This window comes from Moritella sp. 36, from assembly GCF_018219415.1.
Taxonomy (GTDB): Bacteria; Pseudomonadota; Gammaproteobacteria; order Enterobacterales; family Moritellaceae; genus Moritella.
Map to the genome: position 1 here is coordinate 2527224 of NZ_CP056120.1, position 24882 is coordinate 2552105.

General features: G+C 36.6%; 19 protein-coding genes and 1 pseudogene. 12 read left to right on the plus strand and 8 right to left on the minus strand.

Translation table 11 applies throughout. The features are described from left to right. Positions 1-16: 16 nt before the first annotated feature. Entirely contained in the window at positions 17-2347 is a 2331-nt protein-coding gene (locus tag HWV03_RS11330) for an efflux RND transporter permease subunit (RefSeq protein WP_211676007.1), read from the minus strand. Between the two features lie 204 nt (positions 2348-2551). Further along, positions 2552-3151, minus strand: coding sequence for a TetR/AcrR family transcriptional regulator (locus HWV03_RS11335; protein ID WP_211676008.1), 600 nt, complete (start codon positions 3149-3151; stop codon positions 2552-2554). Positions 3152-3497: 346 nt separating this feature from the next. Here HWV03_RS11335 and HWV03_RS11340 point away from each other — a divergent pair, with 346 nt between their 5' ends. Continuing rightward, positions 3498-4583, plus strand: coding sequence for a tyrosine-type recombinase/integrase (locus tag HWV03_RS11340; RefSeq protein WP_211676009.1), 1086 nt, complete (start codon positions 3498-3500; stop codon positions 4581-4583). A 52-nt stretch (positions 4584-4635) separates the two neighbouring features. On the opposite strand, the gene HWV03_RS11345 is transcribed toward HWV03_RS11340, so the two are convergent. Continuing rightward, complete coding sequence (locus HWV03_RS11345; protein ID WP_211676010.1) at positions 4636-5031, minus strand: hypothetical protein; 396 nt, start codon at positions 5029-5031, stop codon at positions 4636-4638. A 1070-nt stretch (positions 5032-6101) separates the two neighbouring features. Here HWV03_RS11345 and HWV03_RS11350 point away from each other — a divergent pair. Next, positions 6102-6977: a DMT family transporter gene (locus HWV03_RS11350; RefSeq protein ID WP_211676011.1), complete on the plus strand. Its 876-nt coding sequence runs from the start codon at positions 6102-6104 to the stop codon at positions 6975-6977. Between the two features lie 146 nt (positions 6978-7123). Further along, entirely contained in the window at positions 7124-7711 is a 588-nt protein-coding gene (locus HWV03_RS11355) for a porin family protein (protein ID WP_211676012.1), read from the plus strand. A 51-nt stretch (positions 7712-7762) separates the two neighbouring features. Here HWV03_RS11355 and HWV03_RS22775 read toward each other — a convergent pair. Beyond that, a pseudogene (locus HWV03_RS22775) lies at positions 7763-8721 on the minus strand (bestrophin family protein). Positions 8722-9939: 1218 nt separating this feature from the next. Between HWV03_RS22775 and HWV03_RS11365 the strand changes: the two are divergent. The 4 genes from HWV03_RS11365 to HWV03_RS11380 all read left to right on the plus strand — a co-directional run bounded on the left by HWV03_RS11365 (position 9940) and on the right by HWV03_RS11380 (position 15554). Then, a complete protein-coding gene (locus HWV03_RS11365; RefSeq protein WP_211676013.1) occupies positions 9940-10929 on the plus strand; it encodes a polysaccharide lyase in 990 nt (329 codons plus the stop codon). A gap of 130 nt (positions 10930-11059) precedes the next feature. Next, the gene (locus tag HWV03_RS11370) at positions 11060-12055 is read left to right on the plus strand and encodes a polysaccharide lyase (protein ID WP_211676014.1); all 996 of its coding nucleotides are present in this window, start codon (positions 11060-11062) and stop codon (positions 12053-12055) included. 212 nt (positions 12056-12267) lie between these two features. Continuing rightward, positions 12268-13818 carry an alpha/beta hydrolase gene (locus HWV03_RS11375; protein ID WP_211676015.1) on the plus strand — a complete coding sequence of 517 codons (1551 nt, stop codon included), beginning with the start codon at positions 12268-12270 and terminating at the stop codon, positions 13816-13818. Between the two features lie 185 nt (positions 13819-14003). Further along, positions 14004-15554 carry an alpha/beta hydrolase gene (locus HWV03_RS11380; RefSeq protein WP_211676016.1) on the plus strand — a complete coding sequence of 517 codons (1551 nt, stop codon included), beginning with the start codon at positions 14004-14006 and terminating at the stop codon, positions 15552-15554. A 110-nt stretch (positions 15555-15664) separates the two neighbouring features. Here HWV03_RS11380 and HWV03_RS11385 read toward each other — a convergent pair whose 3' ends face one another. Next, positions 15665-16366: an oxidative stress defense protein gene (locus HWV03_RS11385; protein WP_211676017.1), complete on the minus strand. Its 702-nt coding sequence runs from the start codon at positions 16364-16366 to the stop codon at positions 15665-15667. Positions 16367-16798: 432 nt separating this feature from the next. Between HWV03_RS11385 and HWV03_RS11390 the strand changes: the two genes are divergently transcribed. Continuing rightward, complete coding sequence (locus HWV03_RS11390) at positions 16799-17167, plus strand: PilZ domain-containing protein (protein WP_211676018.1); 369 nt, start codon at positions 16799-16801, stop codon at positions 17165-17167. Here the strand turns inward: HWV03_RS11390 and HWV03_RS11395 are convergent. Further along, entirely contained in the window at positions 17162-18151 is a 990-nt protein-coding gene (locus HWV03_RS11395) for a phospholipase A (protein ID WP_255546779.1), read from the minus strand. The two genes, HWV03_RS11390 and HWV03_RS11395, sit on opposite strands and share 6 nt — an antisense overlap. A 282-nt stretch (positions 18152-18433) precedes the next feature. Here HWV03_RS11395 and HWV03_RS11400 point away from each other — a divergent pair, with 282 nt between their 5' ends. After that, a complete protein-coding gene (locus tag HWV03_RS11400; protein ID WP_211676019.1) occupies positions 18434-18700 on the plus strand; it encodes an Lpp/OprI family alanine-zipper lipoprotein in 267 nt (88 codons plus the stop codon). Positions 18701-18794: 94 nt separating this feature from the next. Here HWV03_RS11400 and HWV03_RS11405 read toward each other — a convergent pair whose 3' ends face one another. After that, positions 18795-19709: a L,D-transpeptidase family protein gene (locus tag HWV03_RS11405; protein ID WP_211676020.1), complete on the minus strand. Its 915-nt coding sequence runs from the start codon at positions 19707-19709 to the stop codon at positions 18795-18797. 66 nt (positions 19710-19775) lie between these two features. Beyond that, positions 19776-20807 (minus strand): S1 family serine peptidase, encoded by a 1032-nt coding sequence (locus HWV03_RS11410; RefSeq protein ID WP_255546780.1) that lies wholly within the window; start codon positions 20805-20807, stop codon positions 19776-19778. Between the two features lie 271 nt (positions 20808-21078). Between HWV03_RS11410 and HWV03_RS11415 the strand changes: the two genes are divergently transcribed. The 3 genes from HWV03_RS11415 (at position 21079) to HWV03_RS11425 (ending at position 24828) form a co-directional block, all read left to right on the plus strand. After that, positions 21079-21912 (plus strand): Tim44 domain-containing protein, encoded by an 834-nt coding sequence (locus HWV03_RS11415; protein ID WP_211676021.1) that lies wholly within the window; start codon positions 21079-21081, stop codon positions 21910-21912. A gap of 159 nt (positions 21913-22071) precedes the next feature. Beyond that, on the plus strand, positions 22072-22611 hold the full coding sequence (locus HWV03_RS11420) for a DUF2058 domain-containing protein (protein WP_211676022.1): 540 nt from the start codon (positions 22072-22074) through the stop codon (positions 22609-22611). Positions 22612-22854: 243 nt separating this feature from the next. Next, entirely contained in the window at positions 22855-24828 is a 1974-nt protein-coding gene (locus tag HWV03_RS11425; RefSeq protein WP_255546781.1) for an AAA family ATPase, read from the plus strand. Positions 24829-24882 lie beyond the last annotated feature (54 nt).

Here is a 24882-nt window from a genome sequence, read left to right on the forward strand (position 1 = left end):
TTTAGCTTTCGATTTTTTAACGTATTACAGTGCTTTTTCTATTACTACTCCACGCTTCTATTTTTAGTAACAAGACAGGAAGTAATAAGAAATCTGCAATCATAGCGATAGCAATTGCAATGGCAGTTAAGATCGCCATACTAGAATTCATACCAAAACTTGATTGTGCTAATACACTAAATCCGGCAATTAAAACAAATGAAGTAACAACAATAGCAGTGCCCACCGTTGAGAATGCATAACAAATAGCGGCTTCTGGATATAAGCCTTTTTCACTACGTGCACGCTGATATTTACTTAAGAAATGAATGGTATCGTCAACAACAATCCCAAGAACCATACCAGTCACCATGGCAACAGCAAGATTCACTTCACCGATAAACAGTCCCCATAAACCAAACGCTAAACCAACCGGTAATAAATTAGGAATCAAACTGACAAGTCCTAACTTAACGCTGCGCAATGCAAACCCAATGAGTACGGAAATAATCACAACCGCCAGCAGTGTTCCGACAATCATACTTTGTATATTTCGCTCTGAAATATGTGAAAACATGACAGCTGGACCGACACCGATTGCATCGATATTCGCATTGATTTTTAACCAATCGGTTCCTCTCTCAGTAAGATTAATAAGACTACCTGATGGCATATTACTAACTGTAACAATAACTTGTGTAGAAGACTTACTTACATTAAGCTGATTATTTAGATCTAATCCATAAGGTAACGACAGTTCGTAAAGTAATAAATATTGCGCTGCTGACTCTGCATCTTCAGGTAAACGATAGTACGCCTTATCATCACTATGCAGATTCATATTTAAACGTTTGAACGTATCTGTAATAGTATTAACATGTCTAACTTCAGATTGATCGCGTAACCAGTCTGTAAAATCACTTACTTTTTGAATAAACTCAGGGTTGCTGACACCATTTGCTTCGCCAGAATCCAGTGAATATTGGATCTGATACACACCTGTAAATTCGGAATCAATAATTTCGCTTGCTTGTCTAAACGCCATCGACTTATCAAAGTAGTCTACAAAATTATCATTGAGCGTATTTTTAGGGATGAAAGATAACAGCAGTACCGATACGCATGTTGATACAATTAAAATCGTTTTTTGTTTATGAATAACCCAACGGCCTAACGCTTCCATTCTGTTACTTGATTTTGTTTTAATTTGTTTAACGCGTAAAGGCAGTACTAGCATCATCGCAGGCAATAAAGTTAACGAGAGCAACATAGCAGCCATAACACCTATCGCGGTTATATTACCTAAATCATGAAACGGGGGCGATTCGCTAAAGTTCATAGAAAGAAAACCAATCGCTGTCGTAACAGATGTTAAAATCACCGGTGACGCATTTATTCGCACACTATTTTTAATCGCTGCTAACTTATCCATACCAGATCGCATACTTACAATGATCGTACTTAATAAATGTATTGAATCTGCGACTGATAAGGTCATGATGATAGTCATCGAAGCCAACGCGGGCGGCGTTAATTGAACTCCCATGTAACCCGCCATTCCCATACCCGACATAATTGAAAACATGATCACGACTAATGTTCCCAATATTGCAGTAAATGAACGCAACAAGAGTAAAGCAACAAGTAGAATAATGAGATACATCGCGGGAACGAGAGTTTTCATATCAAGCATTGCCGCTTCGAAAAATGAATGACTTAACATGATCATGCCAGCCAAATGGATCTTAACCTTGTACTTGTCTTCAATTTTAGAAACGAGTTTACGTGCTTTACCAACCAGTAAAGGGATTTCATCTAACGACTTTTGTGGTAGCTGAAACGTAACATTTACACCAGCGATTGATGCCGATGAATTAATTAATTGACCGTTCAAGAATGGTTCAGCCAATGCAATAGACCGAGCTTCATTTCGTTGCAAGTCTGTCATTGATGCACTTTCAGTGATTAAATCTCGGACCCAAAGGTCATCATTTTCAGCGCTGGTATGTTGAAAATTTGTCGGAGAATCAACACGTAAGGTATAAGGTAATAGCCAGGTTTCAGCGGTTAACTCTTCTAACGCCGACAATGCATTTGTCGAAAATACATCGCCATCCTCAGGGACGACAGCAAATAATATATTGTCGATTTGAGTATATGTACGCTGTAACTTTTCGTATTCGATTAGCTGTGGATTGTCTGAAGTGAAAAATACACGGTAGTCATTATTGAATGCAAGTAATCGCGTACCACTACTGAGCAGAATGACAAAAAGTACTGACGTTATAATTAATAACCAACGCCACTTAACTACCCATTCAGCATAACGACTAAATTTATCGTTAGTCACGTCCTTTTGTTGTTTCATTTTATTTCCTTTTTATAAAATTTATAAGTTAAACGAGTAAACCTGCACAGAAATACCGACCGCTCGGTATGTCCATATTTAAAAAAAAAGTTTAAATATCACTTCTTAAAGTAACGTTTAAACCTCATTTCCACCGTAAATAATAGACATAAATACTGTACTTTGCGAGTAAATATGAGTATTATTCTTTCTATCTACGATTACTTAAACTCGAAGAGTGCCTAAGTAATTGTTCATACCTTCAAGTAAATCAATCATTTGCTGTCGATCACGAGAGACCTTAACCAAACTCATCATACCTTGAAAACATGAAACAATAAGTAAAGCAGATGCTCGACAATCGACTTCGGATTTAATTTTATCTGCTTGTTGCATACGCTCAAAAGCCTCGGCAAACATCTGAACTTTCTTCTGGTACATGGTGTTTGCACGTTGTCGAAAGCCTTCATCTTGCGAAGACATTTCTTGTGAAATGGTATTCACTGGACAACCACCAATCATATCGTCTTCACAACCCATCGTTGGTATAACAGAAAAAAGTTCTGATAATGCAGTAATAGCATCTTCTTGAGCTAAAACAGGTTCAAACATTGCGTAAAATTGAGCAGCAAAAATCTCTTCAAAAACAGCATAACCCAATGCTTGCTTGTTTTTAAAATGATGGTAAAGCGCGCCTTTAGACACATTTGCTTTCGAAATAATGTCCGACAAACTCGTGGCTTTGTAGCCATTTTTCCACATTTCAGCCGCGGTGATCTCTAAAATAGTCTGTCTCGTTAATTCTGAATCTCTAATTTCAACCATAGATTTTATCTACCCATATTACAAAGACTGCGTTTGATAAATAAGTTTATCTAAACCTTGTACATATAAGATACCGACCGAGCGGTATGCTTGCAAGTTATATTTTAATAATAGTTTAAATATTTGTTAAAACTTACTGGATTAAACACATTTATCTCGTTTAATGCGACTTTAACTTGTTGAATTATCGCTCCTACGTGAATTTAACTAGCTAGGTTCCCCACTACATCTTCAGATTTCACGTAGCGCACGAAAATAAAGACCATTTACACTGGTTGCTTATACAGTTGTAGATGTTATAATTGCCACGTTAATATTTTAGATTAAGCAACCAAATGGGATTAAAATGCCTAAAGCATTGATAAATATAGGTAATAACTCAATAATTCCATTAACTAACCTTAGTGAAGAACACATCGAAAACCTACTCAGGTTTAGTGATCGTAAAGAACAGTTAGAAGAAAACACACTTAAATCACTGCATTTCCATGTGAATAAATTCAATGAATATTGCCTCAGTCGTAATATTATCCCTTTACCATTACAAGATGCGACAGTGCTTGAAGCATTTCTGATAAAGGAAAATGAGCGAGGATGTAAAGCTCAAACACTACGAATTTACGCATGGGCAGTATCAAAGGTCCATGCTTTAGCAGGTTTAGAGATCCCTTATTTCAAAACAGTGATCACAGCTAGGTTAAAAATCATCTCGAAACAAGAGGTAAAGCTGGGCGTTAAACGTAAGCAAGCTGTGGCGTTTTCTTATGAGCACCTTAAATTTGTAAATGAACGACTTGATATATCATCCTTGATCTCTATCCGAAATACATTATTACTCAACATTTGCTACGATGGATTGCTCCGTGAAAGTGAAGCCTGTCATCTGTTCATAGATCAACTACATAAAACCAACGGCCTTTATACTGTTAATATCACGAATACGAAAACAGATAAATCGTTAGATGGTTCAATTGTTCACTTGAGTAAATTCACATCAAAGCTATTACCACTGTACCTTCAAAAAATAACCGAACATCATGGGCAATACCTGTTTAAACGAACAACACCACGAGGCGGTAAACTGGAAAGGCTAAAACCAAGTTCGCTATCACCAAACCCAAATGACAAACCAATATCAACGAAAACGGTTGAACTTGTGTTTGCAAATACCTGGCATCAAATTAATGCGTATAATGAATCTGTCAGTTTTGATTTACATATAGACTTACCCGAACGGCCTTTTAGTGGTCACTCTGCTCGAGTTGGTGCATCTTGTGATCTTGTCGGTGCTGGTTTTGATGATTCGTTGGTTATGCGAGCTGGTCGTTGGAAAACTTTACGCATGGTTGAACTTTACACCCGAGGTGTGAATAATAAATTTGCGACAGTACGTGAATTCAGAGAAAGATTGGAAGAGATGACAGCAGATTAAAATTAATATGTATTGGAAAGGTCATGCCCTTTCCAATTATAATTAACAGTCTTTAACCATCAATTAAATTTACCATCTCATTCAATATTGAATGAAACATGCACGCTGTATCATGATGGCTAAATTCATTACCGTTTAAGTTAACTGTAATTTCTGTTTCATCATTATCCGTCTCGACATAAAGTGTATTTTTTATTTTAGGATAGTTTTCGATCAACACATTTTCAACATGCCTCTTCGTTATTTTATTACTAAGATGAACAGTAATAATCCCCGTCCCTAATAATAAATCACTCATGCCATTTTCAAAAACGTCTGCAAGCATACCTTCAACAAACTGACTCTTAGAAACATTACATTGATCACTTATGCTTTCTAATTTTTCGAGTAAGTTTTCGTACATTCTTATCGTACTGTTTTTTCGAACTGCGTCTGGTTTAATCTTCATAATATTTACCACGGATTAAGTTAAGAAGAATGCTTTCTTTAAAAATAAGAAATTAATTGAATTCATTATATCATCATTTTAGTTCAATAGGAGGGTCAATTTTGAACGCCTAATTGAGTTCACTCTACGAACATTAATATCAATACATGTGAAATCTCAATGTGATTATTCAAAACATATAAGTACCTACCTATATATAAAACTAATAATTCACCTATAAATACCAATGATATCAATGTCTTTATTTCGCTTAACGGTCATTATACGAAATAAAGAGAGCAGTGTTGAATGCGCATTGAATTTTATTTTATTAATTCAAATTCATTAAGTGATGCATATAGTGATAGCAATAATGATTACACAGCTTTGAAATGATGGAATTAGATCTGAAATTAAATAGATTTATGAATCAAAATAAATAGAATGTATATCTGCATTTAAATGATGTATACATTAATTAATAAGCGTCTATTAGCACTGAAATATCATTTCGTACAATAGAGTTTTAGGCCTATTTTTTAATATTTACGGATAATCTTAGCCACCAAACTATAGATTTCACATACAGCACACAAAAAAACCATCGAAATGCGGAATAGACCATATTAATCAACAAGATATGTGCAGATCAAGGCGTTATGAATGACGTATTTAACACCATTTTAAAGCAAAATCACGACTGTCATTGTATATCCCAGTGAAATATAGCTCTTTAACAAGATAATAGATAACTGTGTTTATATACAGCTATTTATCTAACCCCGTAAAAATGAGACAAAATGAATGTCATTATACGGTTTAAAACAATGTATAAAATGTAGTTAGCACACTAAAATAAACATAAACCCATGATTATCAACAACTTACTTTGGCGTTGAGGTGTGATGATTAAATTTCAGTGAATCATTAAAATTAAGTGAGATAAACCAGTAGCCTTGATAAATAACGAGATTTAAACCAATATAATGTAATAAATAGCAATATTAGCGCTGTATTTTGTGGGATGAATATCTATTTAACGATAGAATGTAGCTAGAATAATATCCCGATTAAAATTTTCTAGGAATGAGATGACCAATAACCGCCGTGCTGATTTAATCCTTGTCATTACAACAATACTTGCTTCAGCTGGATGGATATTTTCTAAAGAGGCGATTCAAGGATTACCGACTTTTGGTTTCATCGGATTACGATTTATTCTTGCATCCATACTATTATTACCATTTTGTTATCGAACACTTTTTAACATTGATCGGGCAACCTTACTTGGAGCTGCAAGTGTCGGTTGTTTTCTTGGTTCTGCAATTTTAATCTGGATTTATGCCATCGCCAATAGTAGCTCACTAGGTGAAGGCGCATTCATCATGAGCTTATCAATGTTGTTTGTCCCTATTATCGCTTGGATTTTTTTTAAAAACAGACCTCCTAGAATGTTTTGGTTTTCACTACCCTTTGCAATACTTGGTTTAATTCTTTTGTCAAAAGGGAGTAGTTGGACTATCTCAGGTAGTCAAATTTGGTTTATGTTTTCGGCTGTTATGCTTGCCATGCAATTTAATTTAAATAGCCATTTTGCACAAAAAATTCCGACACTGGTTCTTACTTGTATCCAACTATTCGTCACCGGTGTTCTTGGAGTACTCCTATCACTATTATCTGAAACATGGCCTCAGCAAATTGAATTGGAAATTTGGGGCTGGCTTGCGATGAGTGTATTAATTGCAACAAGTTTACGCTATGCCCTTCAGACTGCAGGTCAAAAAAATACGACAACATCAAATGCTGCCATTATTATGATTTTAGAACCAACCTGGACTGTTGTTTTAAGTATGCTTTGGTATGGTGAAAAAATGGAATTAACAAAGTTAGCCGGTTGTAGCTTAATTTTATTCGCTTTGATAATTTATCGTGCAGGCCCAAAGTTAGCCTCTTTTACCAAGCATTAACGTATTAGTTAATCAACCTGAATAATAAACAGCTATAGCTTACATGCACTTACATTACTTAATAGGTATACTATTGTATAAAGATCACAAGCCTATATAATCCAGTTATTATCATATTATATATAAATAAAAATAAAGGTAAAAAAATGAAATCAATTACTGTATTAGGCGCTTTAACTGCGCTAGCATTAACTGCAAGTGTTCAAGCAAATCAAGATGTTTCAGGTTTCTACATTGGTGGTGGTGTAGGTTCAACAAATGTGAATCTAGATAACTCTCGCCTTATGTACGATGAAGACGCAGATGGCACAACGCTAAAGTTCATTGGTGGCTATCAATTTAACCGTATCGTAGCAATTGAAGCACAATACACACAATATGGTGAAATCACGCCTGATAAAGGTTATAAACTCAATGGTAAGTTATATACGTGGGATGCAACAACGTTTTCTGTATCTGCTAACCTTGGTTACACTTTCCAGAATGGTTTACGTCCATTTGGTATTATTGGTCTTGCAAGTCTAGATTTAGGTCAATCAGGAAAAGAACTTAAAGATGATGACGCAACAGCTATTCACCTTGGTTTAGGTCTAGAATATACACCAGCTGCATTATCTGGTGTAAGTTTCCGTGTTGGTTATGAAGCAGATGCGTTCTCATTTGAGACCCGTACAACTGAAGATACAGACGTAGTTATTGGTTCTGCATACGTAGCTGCAAGTTACAAGTTCTAAAAACAATTTGAGATGATAACAAACCTCTTGTTATCATCTCATTATCCAATGTTATTCTAGCAAATGTGATTTCGCTTTTATTGGTTCAGGTAAGTCTGTCTCCCCCATCATCTCAAGTAAACCAATTTCAACATTTATAGACATCGAATGCAAAGGTAAGTCATTGAAAGATAGCCCAAATGGTTGTTCTAACTCTTCACTTAACGCATCTAATCCAAAAAAAGTATAAGCAACAATGGCACAAAATAGTGGTGTCGCAAAACCTTGCGAAGCAACAAGTCCAAATGGCAAAATGATACAATATAAATATGCGGTACGCTGCACAAGTAATCGATATGCAAAAGGTAATGGCGTATTAGCAATTCGTTCACAGCCCGCTTGCACTGCAGTCATTGATGTTATGTGTTCATCGATACTTTGAACCAAAAAATCAGACAATAGTTTTTTATGTCTACAAGTTCCTAACTTTAACCCCATTAGACGTAATATCGAATCGGGTACATTTCTTTTTTTTTTAGCCACGCTAAATCTTCAGGCTCAAGATATTTTCCAATATCGTCCCAAGGTTTTGAATGGCGAAGATGATGCCGTAATGCATGATTAAAAGCTATGGTCAGATTGATTAGTCGCCTCTGCATCAACTCACCACCTTCTTTATCATTATCTATAAATGAATATACTTGCCTACCTATGCTTCGTGAATTAACAATTAGCTGTCCCCATAATTTTCTCGCTTCCCACCAACGCTCATAGCATGCATTATTACGAAACCCTAAAAACAGCGATAGCGCGACACCTAATAAGGTAAACGGTGCAACAGTATATGTAGGAAGAATAATCGGATATTTAAAATGTGCGATTGCAACTAAAGTACTAAGTAATGTAATAAATAGAACCTGTGGAAATATCAGCGGAATAACCGAACCTTTAAGAATGAAAAAAAGCCTAAATACACTTGGGTTATCACGGACGATCATAATTATCTCGCAAATTAAAAATTGAACCTTCATTTACTCGAAGTAAAAAAGCTAACAAAATTAATACCTTTTAAAATTTAAATGTTATCTATTATAATGATTAAAAATTAAATGATAATACTCTAAATGGTAATTAACTTTTTCTATATTGTAACAATAGATCTCTAGTATAGACCTAAATAAAAAACAATGAATAAAACAAGTTATATATTATAAAATAGTGTCGATATATTTATTTATTATTTATTATTTATTATTTATTATTTATTATTATAATATCGACTTTGGTTTATTATTCTTATGTTATAAATAACACCTAAGATTAGTGTCTAGTTTATATTTAAATGTTTTCTTTATTTATTCACCCATACTTTTAGCCTAGTTACTTTTCATATTTTGTTTATATTATTTTAATCATTAGTATTAATTACATTTATTAGGATTTGTTATTTCTATAATAACGAAGAATTACAGGAAAGGAAGAATAACGATTATTACTTTTTAAAACCAGAGTTAGCATTCCCAGATTGGAGCAAGTAGTTTGCATTTAATCCTTATTACTTACTTGAGAAGCAGCACTATTTTACGTATATTCAGCGACTACTTGCTCAATACCTCTCACCCTATTGCAAAATTATTAAATTACTGCAGTAGTCATTTTTCTATAATGAAAACTGCTTAGCTCGAATTTTATACTGACTTTCCCGAAAATTCAGCTGAAATCTCCATAGCACAGTTTTACGATTTAACACTATAAATTGATATTTTTTTCAATTAATTTCGAGTCCTTTCTTATCAAATACTTAGAAATTTAAACCAATCACTTACGAACAGTAAGTATCGAACAGCATAAACCCAGCCACTTGTACTGGTCAAATAATGCCGTTAGTATGCTGAAAATCATTTAGAGATAGGCTAGGTGTTCATTCGAAAAATCTATTATTTTGTGCCAAACGTAGATGACACAAAATACATCGATTTTGAGCACGCCATAACGGCGAATATACAGCCGGGATACTCAATGCAGATTTTAACAATGAATGGGGAACTATAGGTGATCTAGCTAAAGTAAATATTTTAGATAGAAATGGTTCAAAGCGGTTAGCTATTAAAAATAAAACCATAACTTATTAATTCACAATTGGCCTTGTTATTTAACGAGGTTAATTTTTGCCTGTGTAAATTATATCTAGTGAATAGATAGTTGCTGTATAAATTAACCATAACGAACAAATGCCAAGAGGTTCAGATTTGAAAAATTTATTACTTTGCGCTTTTACAAGTATCTTTTTAGTTGCATGTGGTGGGTCTTCATCAACAGATGATAAAACTCAAACAGAGCCAGCTCCAACTCCGATCCCAACACCAGATCCAGAAGATCCCTCTCCAACTCCAGATCCAACTCCAGACCCAACTCCAGACCCAACTCCAGACCCAGAGCTAGACCCAAGTAAGATTCATGATGTTGTGCCAAATGTGGATTACAAAAATGCATCTGGTATTATCAATGATATTAATTTTGAGAATCATCAGAATGGTGCGTATACAGCAGCTTTGTTCAAGAGCGATTTTAACAATGAATGGGGTAAAATTACTGGCAGAGCGAATATTGTTGAAAGAAATGGTTCACAACAGCTAGCTATTACCCATCCTAAAGATCACTATAAACAAGGGATTTCGGGTGGTAAAAAATTAACCGAATATAATGAGTTGTATTTCTCATATCAAATTACATTTGGCAAAAATTATGACTTTTCTATGGGCGGTAAATTACCTGGATTAGCAGGATTGAATTCTGACATAGATAAGAAACCTGATGGTTGTAAAACTGTCGGCCAAGACGACGGTTTTAGTTTACGATCAATGTTTCGTGAAAATGGTCGTGCGATAGGTTATTTCTATCATCAAGATAAGACCAACAAATGTGGTGATGAAATTGATTATCAACATGAAGGTAAGAACTTCTCATTTAAACGTGAAAAAACATACCTTATCGAACAATATGTAAAAATAAATGATGCAAACCAGAAAAATGGTATTGTAACAATATATGTAAATGGCTTTAAAGTACTCGAGAAAACGGATATGACGTTCTCTGAAAATGGAAAGTATGCGATCAACTATCAATACTTCCAGCTTTGGCACGGTGGCAACAGTAATGACTGGGCTGTAGATCGTGATTCAACAGGTTATTTAGATCATGTAGTATTAAGTACAAAACCGATTAGCTATTCAAAATAATCCTCTAAATGATAAATTAAAAATTGACCTTGTTAGATAACAAGGTCAATTTTTTGTCTGCGTAAATTACATTCAGTGAAGAAGTAGTCGCTGAATCAGTTTATCTAAACTAATGAAAAGAGATTCAGAATTGAAAAATTTATTACTTTGTATATTCACGATCACATTCTTGGTTGCATGCGGTGGCAGCAGCACAGATGACAAACCCTTAACAGAAAAACCTGAACCTGAAGTTCCAGTAGTACCAGTGGACCCTGAAGAGCCAGTAAACCCTGAAGAACCAGTAAACCCTGAAGAACCAGTAGAACCTGAAGAACCGTTAGATCCTGCAAAAATTCATGATAATGTACCAAATGTAGATTATAAAAACACACCAGGTATTATCGATTATATCGATTTTGATCACCGTCAAAATGGTACATATACATCAGCTATGCTTAACACAGACTTTAACAATGAATGGGGTCATATTCATAATAAAGCTGAAGCAAATATTTTAGATAAAAATGGTTCAAAACAGTTAGCGGTAACACACCCTAAAGATGAATTTTATCAAGGTATTTCGAGTGGTAAGAATTTAAACGAACATAACGAACTGTATTTTTCATATCAAATTATATTTGGCAAAAATTATGACTTTTCTATGGGCGGTAAATTACCTGGATTAGCAGGATTGAATCCGGATATAAAGAATAAACCTGATGCTTGTAATACTGTCGGCAAAGACGACGGTTTCAGTTTACGATCAATGTTTCGTGAAAATGGTCGTGCGATAGGTTATTTCTATCACCAAGATAAGACCAACAAATGTGGTGATGAAATTGATTATCAACATGAAGGTAAGAACTTCTCATTTAAACGTGAAAAAACATACCTTATCGAACAATATGTAAAAATAAATAATGCAAACCAGAAAAATGGTATTGTAACAATATATGTAAATGGCTTTAAAGTACTTGAGAAAACGGATATGACGTTCTCTGAAAATGGAAAGTATGCGATCAACTATCAATACTTCCAGCTTTGGCACGGTGGCAACAGTAACGACTGGGCTGTAGATCGTGATTCAACAGCTTATTTAGATCATGTAGTATTAAGTACAAAACCGATTAGCTATTCAAAATAATCCCCTAAATGATTAATTAAAAATTGACCTTGTTATCTAACAAGGTCAATTTTTTTCTGCGTAAATTACATTCAATGAAAAGGAAGTAGCGGTAGTAGTGACCGCGGGGCTGTAGATGGAGGTTCCTTCGATAATCTAATGCTAAATAAGAAACCTATAAGTTATAAGCTAAACTAGTAAGACTTATTGCTCACGTTTAGGGTAAATTCCTTATGAGATCTACAGTCAAATATGTTCTTACATTGGTGACCTTCAGCTCTTTGGTCGCTTGTGGCGGCTCTGGTGGGGGGGCAGGTCCCGGAGATAGTGGCGCTAAAAAGCCACCTTCTCCGTTCGAAAATTTCACATCTGCTTTAGCCATATCGCATCTAGATTCAATAACCTGTTCCGACTTTAAACTAAAAACGTCATCCTTTACCCCTCCAGACTTTGTCAAACAATGCTGGACTTTGACTGTACCAGAGGACTACGTTAAACCAAAAAACGGTAAAACAATCAAGTTGGCCATCGCTAAAGCCAATTCAGCTAATAATAATAAAAAAGGCACGATTGCCTTTTTGCAAGGCGGTCCAGGTGGAAACATAGTAATTGATTCCGAAGGCTTCGAAACACTGTCGATCCGTGATGAAAATGATATTTACTTGGTTGATCAAAGAGGAACTGGCTATTCAACACCAGCGTTATACTGTGAGTCAGGTACTAGTACCGACGAAGAAAAGTTAAAACGTTGTAAGTCCGATTTTGAAAATAATGACGTCGATTTTAACGCGTTCAATAGTAAAAATAATGCGCTAGATTTCATTGTTTTACGTAAAAAACTAGAGGATGCCGGAGAGCTCAAAGATAAGTGGACGCTAGTTGGCGCCTCTTATGGTACCAGGTTAGCTATAACAGTATTACGTGAGGAAGATCGCCTGACAAATCAAGGTTTTCAAACTGAGTCAGGAATTAAAGCAATGGTACTTGACGGCGTTTTCCCAATTCAAATTAACGGGGTTGATGACGCTAAATGGGCTAATTACGAGAACCTTAAACGCATTATTGAGGTCTGTGATCGATCTCCTTTAGTCTGTGACTCAGACACACTAAAAAGTCAGATTCAAAGTCACATTATTGATTTGCCCAAAGAAGATCATCAGTACTACTTAAGCTTACTGCTATATTTCATAGAATACGAAAGAACAGAAAAGGAGGAATTTAGATACACAATACCATCTTTTGCTAAACTACCAATAAGTGAAGTTAAGATATTACTGGAGGTTTACGAAGACTTTCTAAACGAGGTGGAAGATATACCAGATGATTTTTATGCTATGGGCTTATCTGTTATTTGTGCTGAAGAGTATGGATTTCCTCCTTACTACGAAAAAATGAATACAGAAAGAGCTAACTGGGCAAGTGAAGTACAACAAGTCATCGATAATAGCTTTCACATGGAGTTTACCCCTACCGCATGTAAAATATGGGATGTAAAAAAATCCGCTGACGAGGAAGCCTTAGCAGTGAATAATGATACTGTCCCTGTACTTATCACTCAAGGTGGCAACGATTACCAGACACCGTTAGCATGGGGGAACCTAGTCAAAAAAGATTTTGCAAACAGCCGGGTTATTACAGATGATACGCTTGATCATGTTGTTCTATTTTCTGACAATGGGGACTGTATTCAGCAAAATATCAAAACATTTGTTGGAGACCCCTCGAAGCTAAATGACCTAGATGTTACTTGCGTCAATAATAGGACATTTATTTATAAAGACTAGACGATATAGCCGTCAGTCATGAGTCCTGACTGGCGGTTAGTCACACAGTTGACCTAATCCCCACACCGATTCTATGGGCTGTAGATCCAGATTCGACAGCATAGTTTGATAATGTTAAATAAGAAACCTGTAAGTTATAAGCTAAACTAGTAAGACTTATTGCTCACGTTTAGGGTAAATTACTTATGAGATCCACAGCCAAATATGTTCTTACATTGGTTATCTTGAGCTCTTTAGTCGCTTGTGGCGGTGATAGTGGCGGTTCTGGTGGCGGTGATAGTGGCGCTGAAAAGCCGCCTTCCCCGTTCGAAAATTTCACATCTGCTTTAGCCATATCGCATTTGGATTCAATACCTTGTTCCGACTTTAAACTAAAAACGTCATCCTTTACCCCTCCAGACTTTGTCAAACAATGCTGGACTTTGACTGTACCAGAGGACTACTCTGATCCAAAGAATGGTAAAATGATTAAGTTAGCCGTCGCTAGAGCCAACTCAATTAACAGTAGTAAAAAAGGCGCGATTGCCTTTTTGCAAGGTGGTCCAGGAGGCTCTGTCATTACAGACTTATCGTTCTATGGTGAAAGTCCTATTCGTGATGAAAATGATATTTACTTTGTTGATCAAAGAGGAACTGGTTATTCATCTCCAGCGCTATACTGTGAGTTTGAAAGCAGTAACGATGAAACAAATATAACAGTTTGTAAATCAAAATTTGAAAATAGAGGCATAGATTTAAACCAGTTTAATAGTAAAAACAATGCTTTAGATTTTATTGTATTACGTAAAAAACTCGAGGCGATAGGAGAGCTTAAAGATAAATGGACGCTAGCTGGTATCTCTTACGGCACAAGATTAGCAATAACTATATTACGTGAGGAAGACCGCCTGATAAAACAAGGTTTTCAAACAGAGTCAGGGATTAAAGCAATGGTACTTGACGGCATCTTCCCAATCCAAGTTAACGGACTTTATGACGATCCATGGGTTAATTATGAGAACCTTAAACGAATTATTGAGGTTTGTAATCGATCTCCTTTAGTCTGTGATTCAAACACACTAAAAAGTCAGATTCAAAGTCAAATTATTCAATTGTCCAAAGAAGATCATGAGTACTACTTAAGCCTACTGCTAGATTTCACTGCCTACGAAAGAACAGAAGAGAAGCAATTCAGATATACAATTCCAGCTTTCGCTAAGCTACCAATAAGTGAAGTAAAGGAGTTAATAGAGAGGAGCAAATCCGCTCAAGACGAGGAGACTGACATACCAGATGATTTTATTGGTATGCTGTTAACAGTATATTGTTCTGAAGAATATGGATTTCCTGCTTACTACAAACAAATGAACCCAGAAAGAGTGAACTGGCCAAGTGAAGTACAACAGGTCTTCGATATTGGCTTTCAAGCGGACTATACCGCACTGATGTGTAAAATATGGGATGTAAAAAAGGCCGATGAAGAGGAAGCCTTAGCAGTTAAAAATGATAGTGTCCCTGTGCTGATTACTCAAGGTGCTAATGATTACAAGACACCGTTAGCATGGGGATATTTGATCAAAAAAGATTTTGCAAACAGCCGGGTTATTATAGATGATACGCTTGATCATGTTGTTCTATTTTCTGAAGATGGGGACTGTATTAAGCAAAATATCAAAACCTTTGTTGGAGACCCCTCGAAGCTAAATGACCTAGATGTTACTTGCGTCAATAATAGGACGTTTATTTATAAAGACTAGACGATATAACCGTCAGCCATAAATCGAGACTGACGGCTAGTAACACTCATTTAATCGAGGATAAACGAGTCTATCCTAAGCTAAATAAAGTTGTTACTCTGAATAGCTAATTAATCTTCGAGGCGAAATACCACATCAACTTGGTCTCGAATAATAATTTTATCATCTTGATAAGATGATTCTACATCTGCTGCTGCGCCAAGAAGCATAGACCTCATTAACATTGGACGAGGTTGTGATGAGCGGTAAGTGATTTTCCAAACACCATCAACCTTTTCATCAAACCCTTTCGCAAGTGACTGTGCTTTTTCTTTTGCATCTAAGATTGCAGCTTGTCGTGCTAGTTCTATAAATTTAGGCTCGTTACTTACTTTCAGTTGAATATTATTAATGTTATTAATACCATCGCCAAGCGCACCATCCAAATAATTATTAAGTTTATTTAAATCTCTGACAGTTACTGTCACCTGTCTACTTGCCTGATACCCTATAAGTTTAGGTTCCTGATCTCTCTTGTAGCGATACTCAGGACGAAGTGAAATGTTAGAACTTTCAATATCCGTACGTGCCACCCCTTCGTTTTTCAAGCGCCCATTAAATGCAGCAATTGCATTATCGACAACTTCTTTTGCTTCTTTTGCTGTTTTACGCGTTTCAGATACTTGGACAGAGAATACGGCCATGTCTGGCTTAGCAATCACTTCACCCATACCTGTGGTTTCTAAATGAGGAAAATCGACATCTGCCGCCATCACACCTGTAGAAATAAATGTACTAGCACTAAAAATAGCCGCGAATAAATGTTTGTTCATACGAATAACCTCTCATTATTGTTATTTATTTACTTTTATAGTCCGACAGTAACAAATTGGAAATTATCCTTATATTAATAAATATGTACGATTAGAGTGAAATAAGACAATATAAACCCTTTTCGTTCATTTATTATACTCAAATCAACATCAGGCTTAATTGTATTTAATAAAATAGTTACTTTACGCCATATACTTCATGACATATCTTCACATATATACCTTGATCTTTTTAAACAAACAAGCTGTTATAGACTTAATAAACGATGATATATGAAAAAAAACAGGAAACGCGACACTTCATTGGCTCCAACTCAAATGGGGCTATGATAAAATCATATTAGATACGTAATTAGTACTAAAAATTCAGCAAAATGAATCATTTTGCTCTAAAGTATTAAGTTATACAGGAGAATTATTAAGGATAGTATTATGAATAATAAGCGTCACTTTCAACGAATACTATTTGATCATAATGCCATGTTAACTTGTAATGGGCATCAATGGTCAACAAATGTAATCGATTTATCTTTACGTGGACTATCCTGTACCAGACCAAGAAATGTAAAGTTCAATATTAATCAGCTAATGACACTGTCAATCAGCCTAACCCAAGAACAAGTCATCATTATGGAAGCCATTCTAGTTCATAATGAAGAGCATGTTTTAGGGTTACGTTGTACGAGAATTGATATTAATAGTATTTCAGAACTTCGTCGTTTAGTTCAGTTAAACTTAGCCGATGAATCACTTTTGCATCGAGATATAGAACATCTTGCTCACTCCATTCCCAAATTATAACCAGTTCGTTAATCTAAAACCGACACCAATTCTCGAAACGTGTTGATCATAATATATAAGGCTTTCGCCGTAGCCATTAAAATACTCGACATAACCAAATAAATGTTTACTCAACGGAAAGGACCAGCCTACTTGTATCGAACCTTTATTATCCGATCTTAGATTATTTCGTAATTTAAAATCTAAACTATTACTATAAGGTAGTTTCCAAACCATATTTAAATCGCCATAACCTAAATATTTTTCGATATCGGGGTTATCATCGCCTTGTGATGAATCCGGAGTGAGCTTCTTGTCTTCAGGTACACGCCACCAGCCACGAACAGCCCAAACAACATCATCATGAGCGAATGCCATCGTCCCTATGATACGGTTCCAACTTCGAGACAAACTGCCAGATTGACCATTAGATTGATGATTTAAAGAAAGCGCAGTGATAGCGACAGGTAATCCAAACAAATCCCAAGGTTCACTATATTGAAATATCATCTCAGGTTCATAATTTGTTTCTCTAAATGGTGATGAACTGTCGGAGTTATACGCTTGCCACCAGCTCACAGAAGTAAAAGCAAGCAGCACGTCAAATCCGGACTTTATAACGTCCTCAGCGACGATATACTTTAATGAAACTTGGAATTGGATTTCTACATCATCAAAATCATATTCCTTATTATTGTTTTTATAAGGTTCATTGCTTCCCTGCGAATATGTAACAGGCAATATATAGTTTGGTTTATAGGGAATCAAAGCAAATGGGTTGTTGTCTGCGCTTTTTTCTAATTCCATACGCTGATTAAGCGAGTTAGGTTTAACCTCATTACAAAACTCTCTTAGCACTTCAACCGTCATAGTTCCTTCTGCAGAGGTCACATTCGATGACAAACACGCATTAATCTGATCTTCTTTTTGCTTTTCTGAGCTAAAATAGGCTAATTCATGCGGAAAAGTAAAATAATTATCTTTAGCTATTACATGATGAGCCATGAATAAATTTGTAGTTATAACAATCCCTGTTAAATACTTGATAGTCGTCCACCTCCTTCAGATATCAATAAACTAGATGTCATCATAGACATATATAACTAATTTAACTATTAAAATAGTACGTGAACAGAGGCCGTTGAAATTATAAATAATGTATAAATATTTGTTAATTGGAAAAACAATAGAGTGTTAAGTGGAAAATTATCTAACCTCTGACATACTTAACTCTGATAGTGGAAAATGTTGTATGCATGTTCCGAAGCTAACAAACAGAGGTATTTCATGAACAGTAAATTACTTATTGCTGGATTGATTGTAAGTTCAGCACTCATTGGAGGTTGTGCAAATCACGCCGACCTAGAAAATAGTGTTGGTAGTTTGACATCTCAAGTCAGTAAATTAACCTCCCAAGTGAAAGTGTTAGAATCTGAACAAGGAAGTATGAAGTCTGACATTGGATCTAACGCAGCAGCGGCTCTACAAGCTTCGGAAGAAGCACAACGAGCGAACTCACGCATCGATAACATCGCCGCATCTTATAGCAAATAATTAACAACATTGTTTTTTGTTGTGGTCGATACATTGGATAGGTTAGCAATAGTGAGCGTTGACCTATTTCCCTTTATTAACAATTCACCTCGTATTAAATACTGACATTAACAGGTAACCCATAATGTAGCAGTAACGCATTATTGAGAGCCTCTTCATTAAGCTTATGATCTTCAAATCTATCAAGAACCTCAGTAATGTTAAAATCTTCATCCAATGTTTCAGAAGACAAAGGGGTATGCACTTCAACTAAATACTGACCATTCGGTTCAACCGCGAATTTAACTGGTTTATTTATAATCCTCACAGGTTCATTTACCACTACGCGAGCATATAACAACTCAATGTCATCTGGATTCATTCTAATACAACCCGCACTTATCCTCATCCCAATGCCAAAACTTTGATTCGTGCCATGTATAAGATAGTTACTTTGCCCATAAGCAAGTTGCAAGGCGAAACGCCCCAATGGATTATGTTCACCAGCCTCAACATAACGAGGTAACACAGTTTTAAACTTTTCTAGATACTCAGCACGCGTAGAGGGCGTTGGAGTCCAGATAGGATCTTTGACCTTTGCTTTAACAAAGCTGTTCATTTGTGGTGTCTTACGCCCTTCCCGCCCAATACCAACGGGAAATACGTGCACGATGTTTTTATCTTGCGGAAAGTAGTACAACCTGAGCTCAGGTAAGTTAATCACTATCCCTTTATATGGCGCGTCAGGCAACAGCATGCTGGTTGGAAGATCAAGCACAGTCCCTGGTCGGGGCAAAAAGGGATCAACAGTCGGATTCGATGCCATTAACGCCATCATACCGACATTGTATTGCTCCGCAATCGCATGAAAATAATCCCCCACTTTCACTGTATATTGTATCGGCTGACCAATGAGCCTTGAACCGAGTATGGGCATAGCGTAAGGTTGAGGAAGAACAGGTTTAGACCATAGGATGACAAGAATGAAACAAATTGATAGGCGGTTAAGATTCAGCTTTAGGTTAACCATACTTACACCCTAGATAAATATCTTATAGCGTAAGTATAGGCCTATTAGATAGAGATATTCTCAATTTTAGTTTCTTCGACGATATAGCAGTAAACTCGTTAATATAAATAGGAATGAATAACCTATCCCGCCACCTTGTTTACTTTGTAGCAGGGGTGCCGCTTCAACAATAAATATATCTTGTGTAAAAGAAGACTCCGGTTCTGTATATACACACGTTTTGTTAATTTCATCTACAATCCAGTCATAAACGCTGCTAACTTGGGTGTAAACATCAGGTAATGAATTTAAAGCACATTGTTGTGCATTACCAAAGCTTACGACACCTGCTAATCGGTAACCTCGATCATTATCGCTTATCGCATTTTTATCTTGCCATATGAGCGGACCGCCAGAATCGCCACTGCAAGAGCCTTTATTATATGCGTTTGCACAAATAAAACTTGTTTCAAAACCCGACCAGCCCCAAGCGAGAGCGCAGCTATCATCATCGGTGCCATCAAGCACTATTTTTTGCAAAATGTTCGTACTTTTTATACCATCGGTGGATGTACGTCCCCAACCGGATAAGACCACATTATTCCTAACGCCATGATCAAATTCTAAGTCCGCATCCACTTGCAATGCGTCGTCCATTAACCTAATTGCTTGTGCAGGTAGCTCTACAGGTTTAGATAATTGAAGTAACGCGATATCCCCAGTGTGAGTTGAATGATCATATAGTGGATTAGCAACGACCTGCATAACACTATTATTCGACATGTCATCCTTCAATGACCGATCTATCCCACCGGAGTAAACGGTGAGTTGGTCTGCATGAACAGGACTAAACACTGAACTACTCTCAAATCTATTTATGCAATGAGCAGCGGTGACAACCCACCTATCAGTCACTAACGTACCACCACAAGCATAGGTGGTACCGCCCTTTTCTATCTCTAGATATACCTGCCAGGGTAATTCTGATGCTTTCCCATCACCACCACCAACTACAAAGGGTTTAATCTCGGGGGTTGTCGTTTTGATATCGGTCTCATTAGCATATGCACCTAATGAGACCGATAAACCGACCATTGCTATTATTTTCGCTAGTATCAAAATTCATCTCTCTCAAATTTGCTTTCATACTATTCGCTATATATTCATTGTAATGAGTGTTCCACTCCTTTTTATTATAACCAAGTATTCTATATCCAGAATAAATAAACCCCACACAGATCACTTTATTAATTAAATAAAATAATTTTACCGACATTTTATGTCAACTAGTGTAAATAGTAACCAAAGGCAATTGACGCCCGCGACACCATTGCTATGATGCAGTTACGTAAAATACGCGTACGACATTTGTATTAATTGAAGGGATATAATGAAAAATATTTTAACTGTTCTAATGATGGTATTCGCTTTCTCATTAGCGGCGCCTGAAGTACACGCTAAAAAATTCGGTGGTAGTAAGTCTTTTGGCAAGAGCTACAAGACAGCACCACAAAAACAAACACCTGCGGCTGCTACACCTGCTAAACAAGGAATGAGCAAAAAAGGCATGCTAGGCGGTATGTTAGGCGGCCTACTCGTTGGTGGCTTAATCGCATCTATGTTTGGTGGTGCTTTTGAAGGTTTCCAATTCATGGACATGATTATCATGGCCGGTGTTGCCTTCTTATTATTCCGCCTATTCAAAGGCATGATGCGCGCAAAAGCAGCATCGCAACAAGGCTCACCGCAAACAGCATCGGGGCCAGTATTTAGACAAGAAGCGCCAACGGATGCAACGTTTAACACTGCAAGCCAAGGCGGTTTTTCTGGTTCAAGCAATGAGGTGCCATTTAACCTACCTGCAGACTTTGATCTAACGAATTTCTTAACAGGTGCGCGTAGTCATTATAAAACACTACAGAAAGCTTGGAATGAAAATGATTTGGAAACAATCCAAGAATACGTATCCATCGAGCTATACAACGAATTACGTGTACAACGTAAAGAACTTGAAGGCGAGCAACATACAGAAGTAATGTTCCTTGACGCAGAGTTAGTTCGTGCAGAATCTACAGCATCACTTTCGCAAGTAAGTGTTAAATTTAGTGGTCGCTACCGTGATAGCCATGAAGATGTAGAAGCAGACATCAACGAAGTGTGGCATTTAGAACGTAACCTGACACAAGAAAATGCACCATGGTTAATTACAGGTATCGAGCAATAAACACACTTACTACCTAATTTGATATTAAAAAGGCGGCTAATCACCGCCTTTTTTGATCACTAAAATCAATGACAATGTCTATCCGTGTTTGGATCTAGCGAATTAAAGTTAACACTGCTATGATCCGCGCATAAACGAAAACTACAGGAATTCATAACCATGGCATCACTACAAGAACAGCTTTTAAAGGCCGGTTTAGGCGATGAGAAAAAAGCGAAAAAAATCCGCAAAGAAAAAAACAAGAAAAATAAAGCCGTACGCAAAAATCAGGCAAGTGCAGACACGAGCCTACAAGATGATATTAAAGCCCAAAAAGAAGCTCAAGCACAGTTAGATGCAGATCGAAATAAAGTGATCCAAGAAAAAATTGAGCTTAAGTCCGAGCATGGTAAAGTGAAGCAAATGATTCAACAACTTCACATCACCGATTTCGCTGGTGAGTTGTCGTTTAACTACGTGCTTGATAACAAGGTTAAGACACTATCTGTCGATCAACCAAGCTATAACGCATTAACCAAAGGTCAAATTGGCTTATGTGTGCTTGAAGGTAAATCTTATGTTATGCCGAGTATTGCTATCGACAAAATTAGAGCCGTTGATGAAGCATACGTACTGGTACTGAATGAAAACACCGCAACGGAAGTTGAAGAAGACGACCCATATGCTGATTTCCAGATCCCTGATGACCTAATGTGGTAATCAGAGAACATTAATCAAGCGTCCTGCTAACCCCTAATGTGTATCAGCTTATACACATTTTATGGGGTTAGTTTTGGACTATAATCGTAAATATAACCACTTATAAAATGATGACCATTTTTGTTAACACCGTCAGTTCTGGTTATTAATTCCGCTTTAAACCATCAATTCATGACAACATGTGAATAATCCTATCTGTTTATACGACAATCTCATATAATTTAACTATCTACCTTCCAATGAGTGATAGCCTTGTTAATTGAGAAAATTGTTGCTGATAAATTAGTCCCTGCCTTTGATCTAGGTTCGCGCTGTAAACTCGATGAGTTTGATACAGTAAAGCGAGACCAGTTATATCCTCAAAATAATCGACTCTTCACATTATTCCACAATACAGTAAGCGCTAAACTACTTGTAGCAACCGATTTTGAAGGCTTTGAACATACTAAATCCTTTTCAGATATGTTGTCCTCTATGTCGACTAAACGTGCTAAATCCATTTGTTATATCGAAGATGTAACAAAAATAGGACCTGCACATGCGTTTGAAATTTGGCGAGACAAAACAGTCTTGTTCAAGCAAGTTATTGACAACATTATTACGACAGGTAAATGTGCGGACGAACAGTTAAACTCGTGTATCATTAAGCCCTACCCGTGTCTTGTTCCGCTGTTATTGAACCTCAATGAGTTTAATGTTGAACAGGCATTTAAAATCATTACCAATGGCGAGACTGCAACACCGAATCTCGTTGATACAAATAACCTTACCCAAACTACTTTATTTGGTAATCAAGACACGCTTTATACAAACGGCAGTTACAGCAGTAATGTCGCTCAATTAACGCCAGGACTAATACACCAAGCGCATGGTGGTTATATCCTAATCAAGATTGATGAGTTAATTAACAATCCTGACCTATGGTTTCAATTAAAAACAGTAATCAAACAAGGTAAATTGGATTGGCGCTCAAGTAACCAAGCAGTACAAACAGAATTAAAACCAGATCCAGCGCCAATCGATGTAAAAGTCATTTTACTCGGTGACCGACTTGCCATTAGCCAATTAGCTGAAGGTGATAGAGAACTGACGAGTATTACAAATTCATTTATCGACTTTCCTGCTGAGTTTAATGTCACAGATCAAAATATCGAAAAATACATCGGTTATATTAAATCATTAATTACTGAGTCTCAGTTACTTCCCTTGTCTTCAAGTGGGCTAACACGTCTACTTCAACTAAGCAGTCGTTGGTGTGAACATAATAACTACCTTAGCTTAAATGAATCAAAATTAATGACATTGTTGAGCTATTGCCATCATGTTGCCTCTGAACAAAAGTTAGACATGATTGACCGTGATACCTTAAATACCGTGTTAACACTGCAACATGAAGCGTTAAATTCGCACATTAGACTGAGTAACGAAGGTATTATCGAAAAACAAGTTATCTTAGAAACCAATGGCGCTAGAATAGGTCAAATAAACGGTTTATCTGTTCTTGAGATAGATGGTCACCCAGAAAGCTTTGGTGAACCTATTCGTATTACAGCAACAGGACATTTAAATGGTGACGGTGATATCTCAGACGTTGAACGCAAAGCCGAGTTAGCGGGTAATATACATGCTAAATCTATGATGATTATTCAGGGCTTTTTTACACACACGTTTGCTAAACCAATGCCACTTCCTATTAGTGCCAATTTAGTCTTTGAACAATCCTATGGCGAAATTGATGGTGATAGCGCCGCATTAGCTGGTACCTGCGCATTACTATCTGTACTCGCGCAGAAGCCGATTGCGCAACACCTCGCTGTTACCGGTGCAATCGACCAATTTGGTACTGTGCTTGCAGTTGGTGGGATTAACGAAAAGCTGGAAGGTTTCCTGCGTATCTGTGAATTGAACGGACAAACCAATATGGGCGTTTTGATTCCTGCGGCTAATATTGTAAATTTGAATTTAAGTGATAAGCTCATAACAGCAGTGAACGATAATCAACTGGCAATCTATCCTATTACGCACATTGACCAAGCCATAGAGCTGTTAATGGATATCAAAGCTGGTGACCTTGATGAAGATGAAGGGATCTATAGTATAATTCAGAAACTCGCCGAAGAGATTGATGAAAAATTAGAAGACGATGAATCTGTTTTTGTAACCAAACTTAAACAATTGTACGCTAGAATAACCTTTAAACAGGGACGTAACAACTGATTGGACTTGTTAGGCGTACATATGTACGCTAAGATAGCTCCGAAATAACAAGGA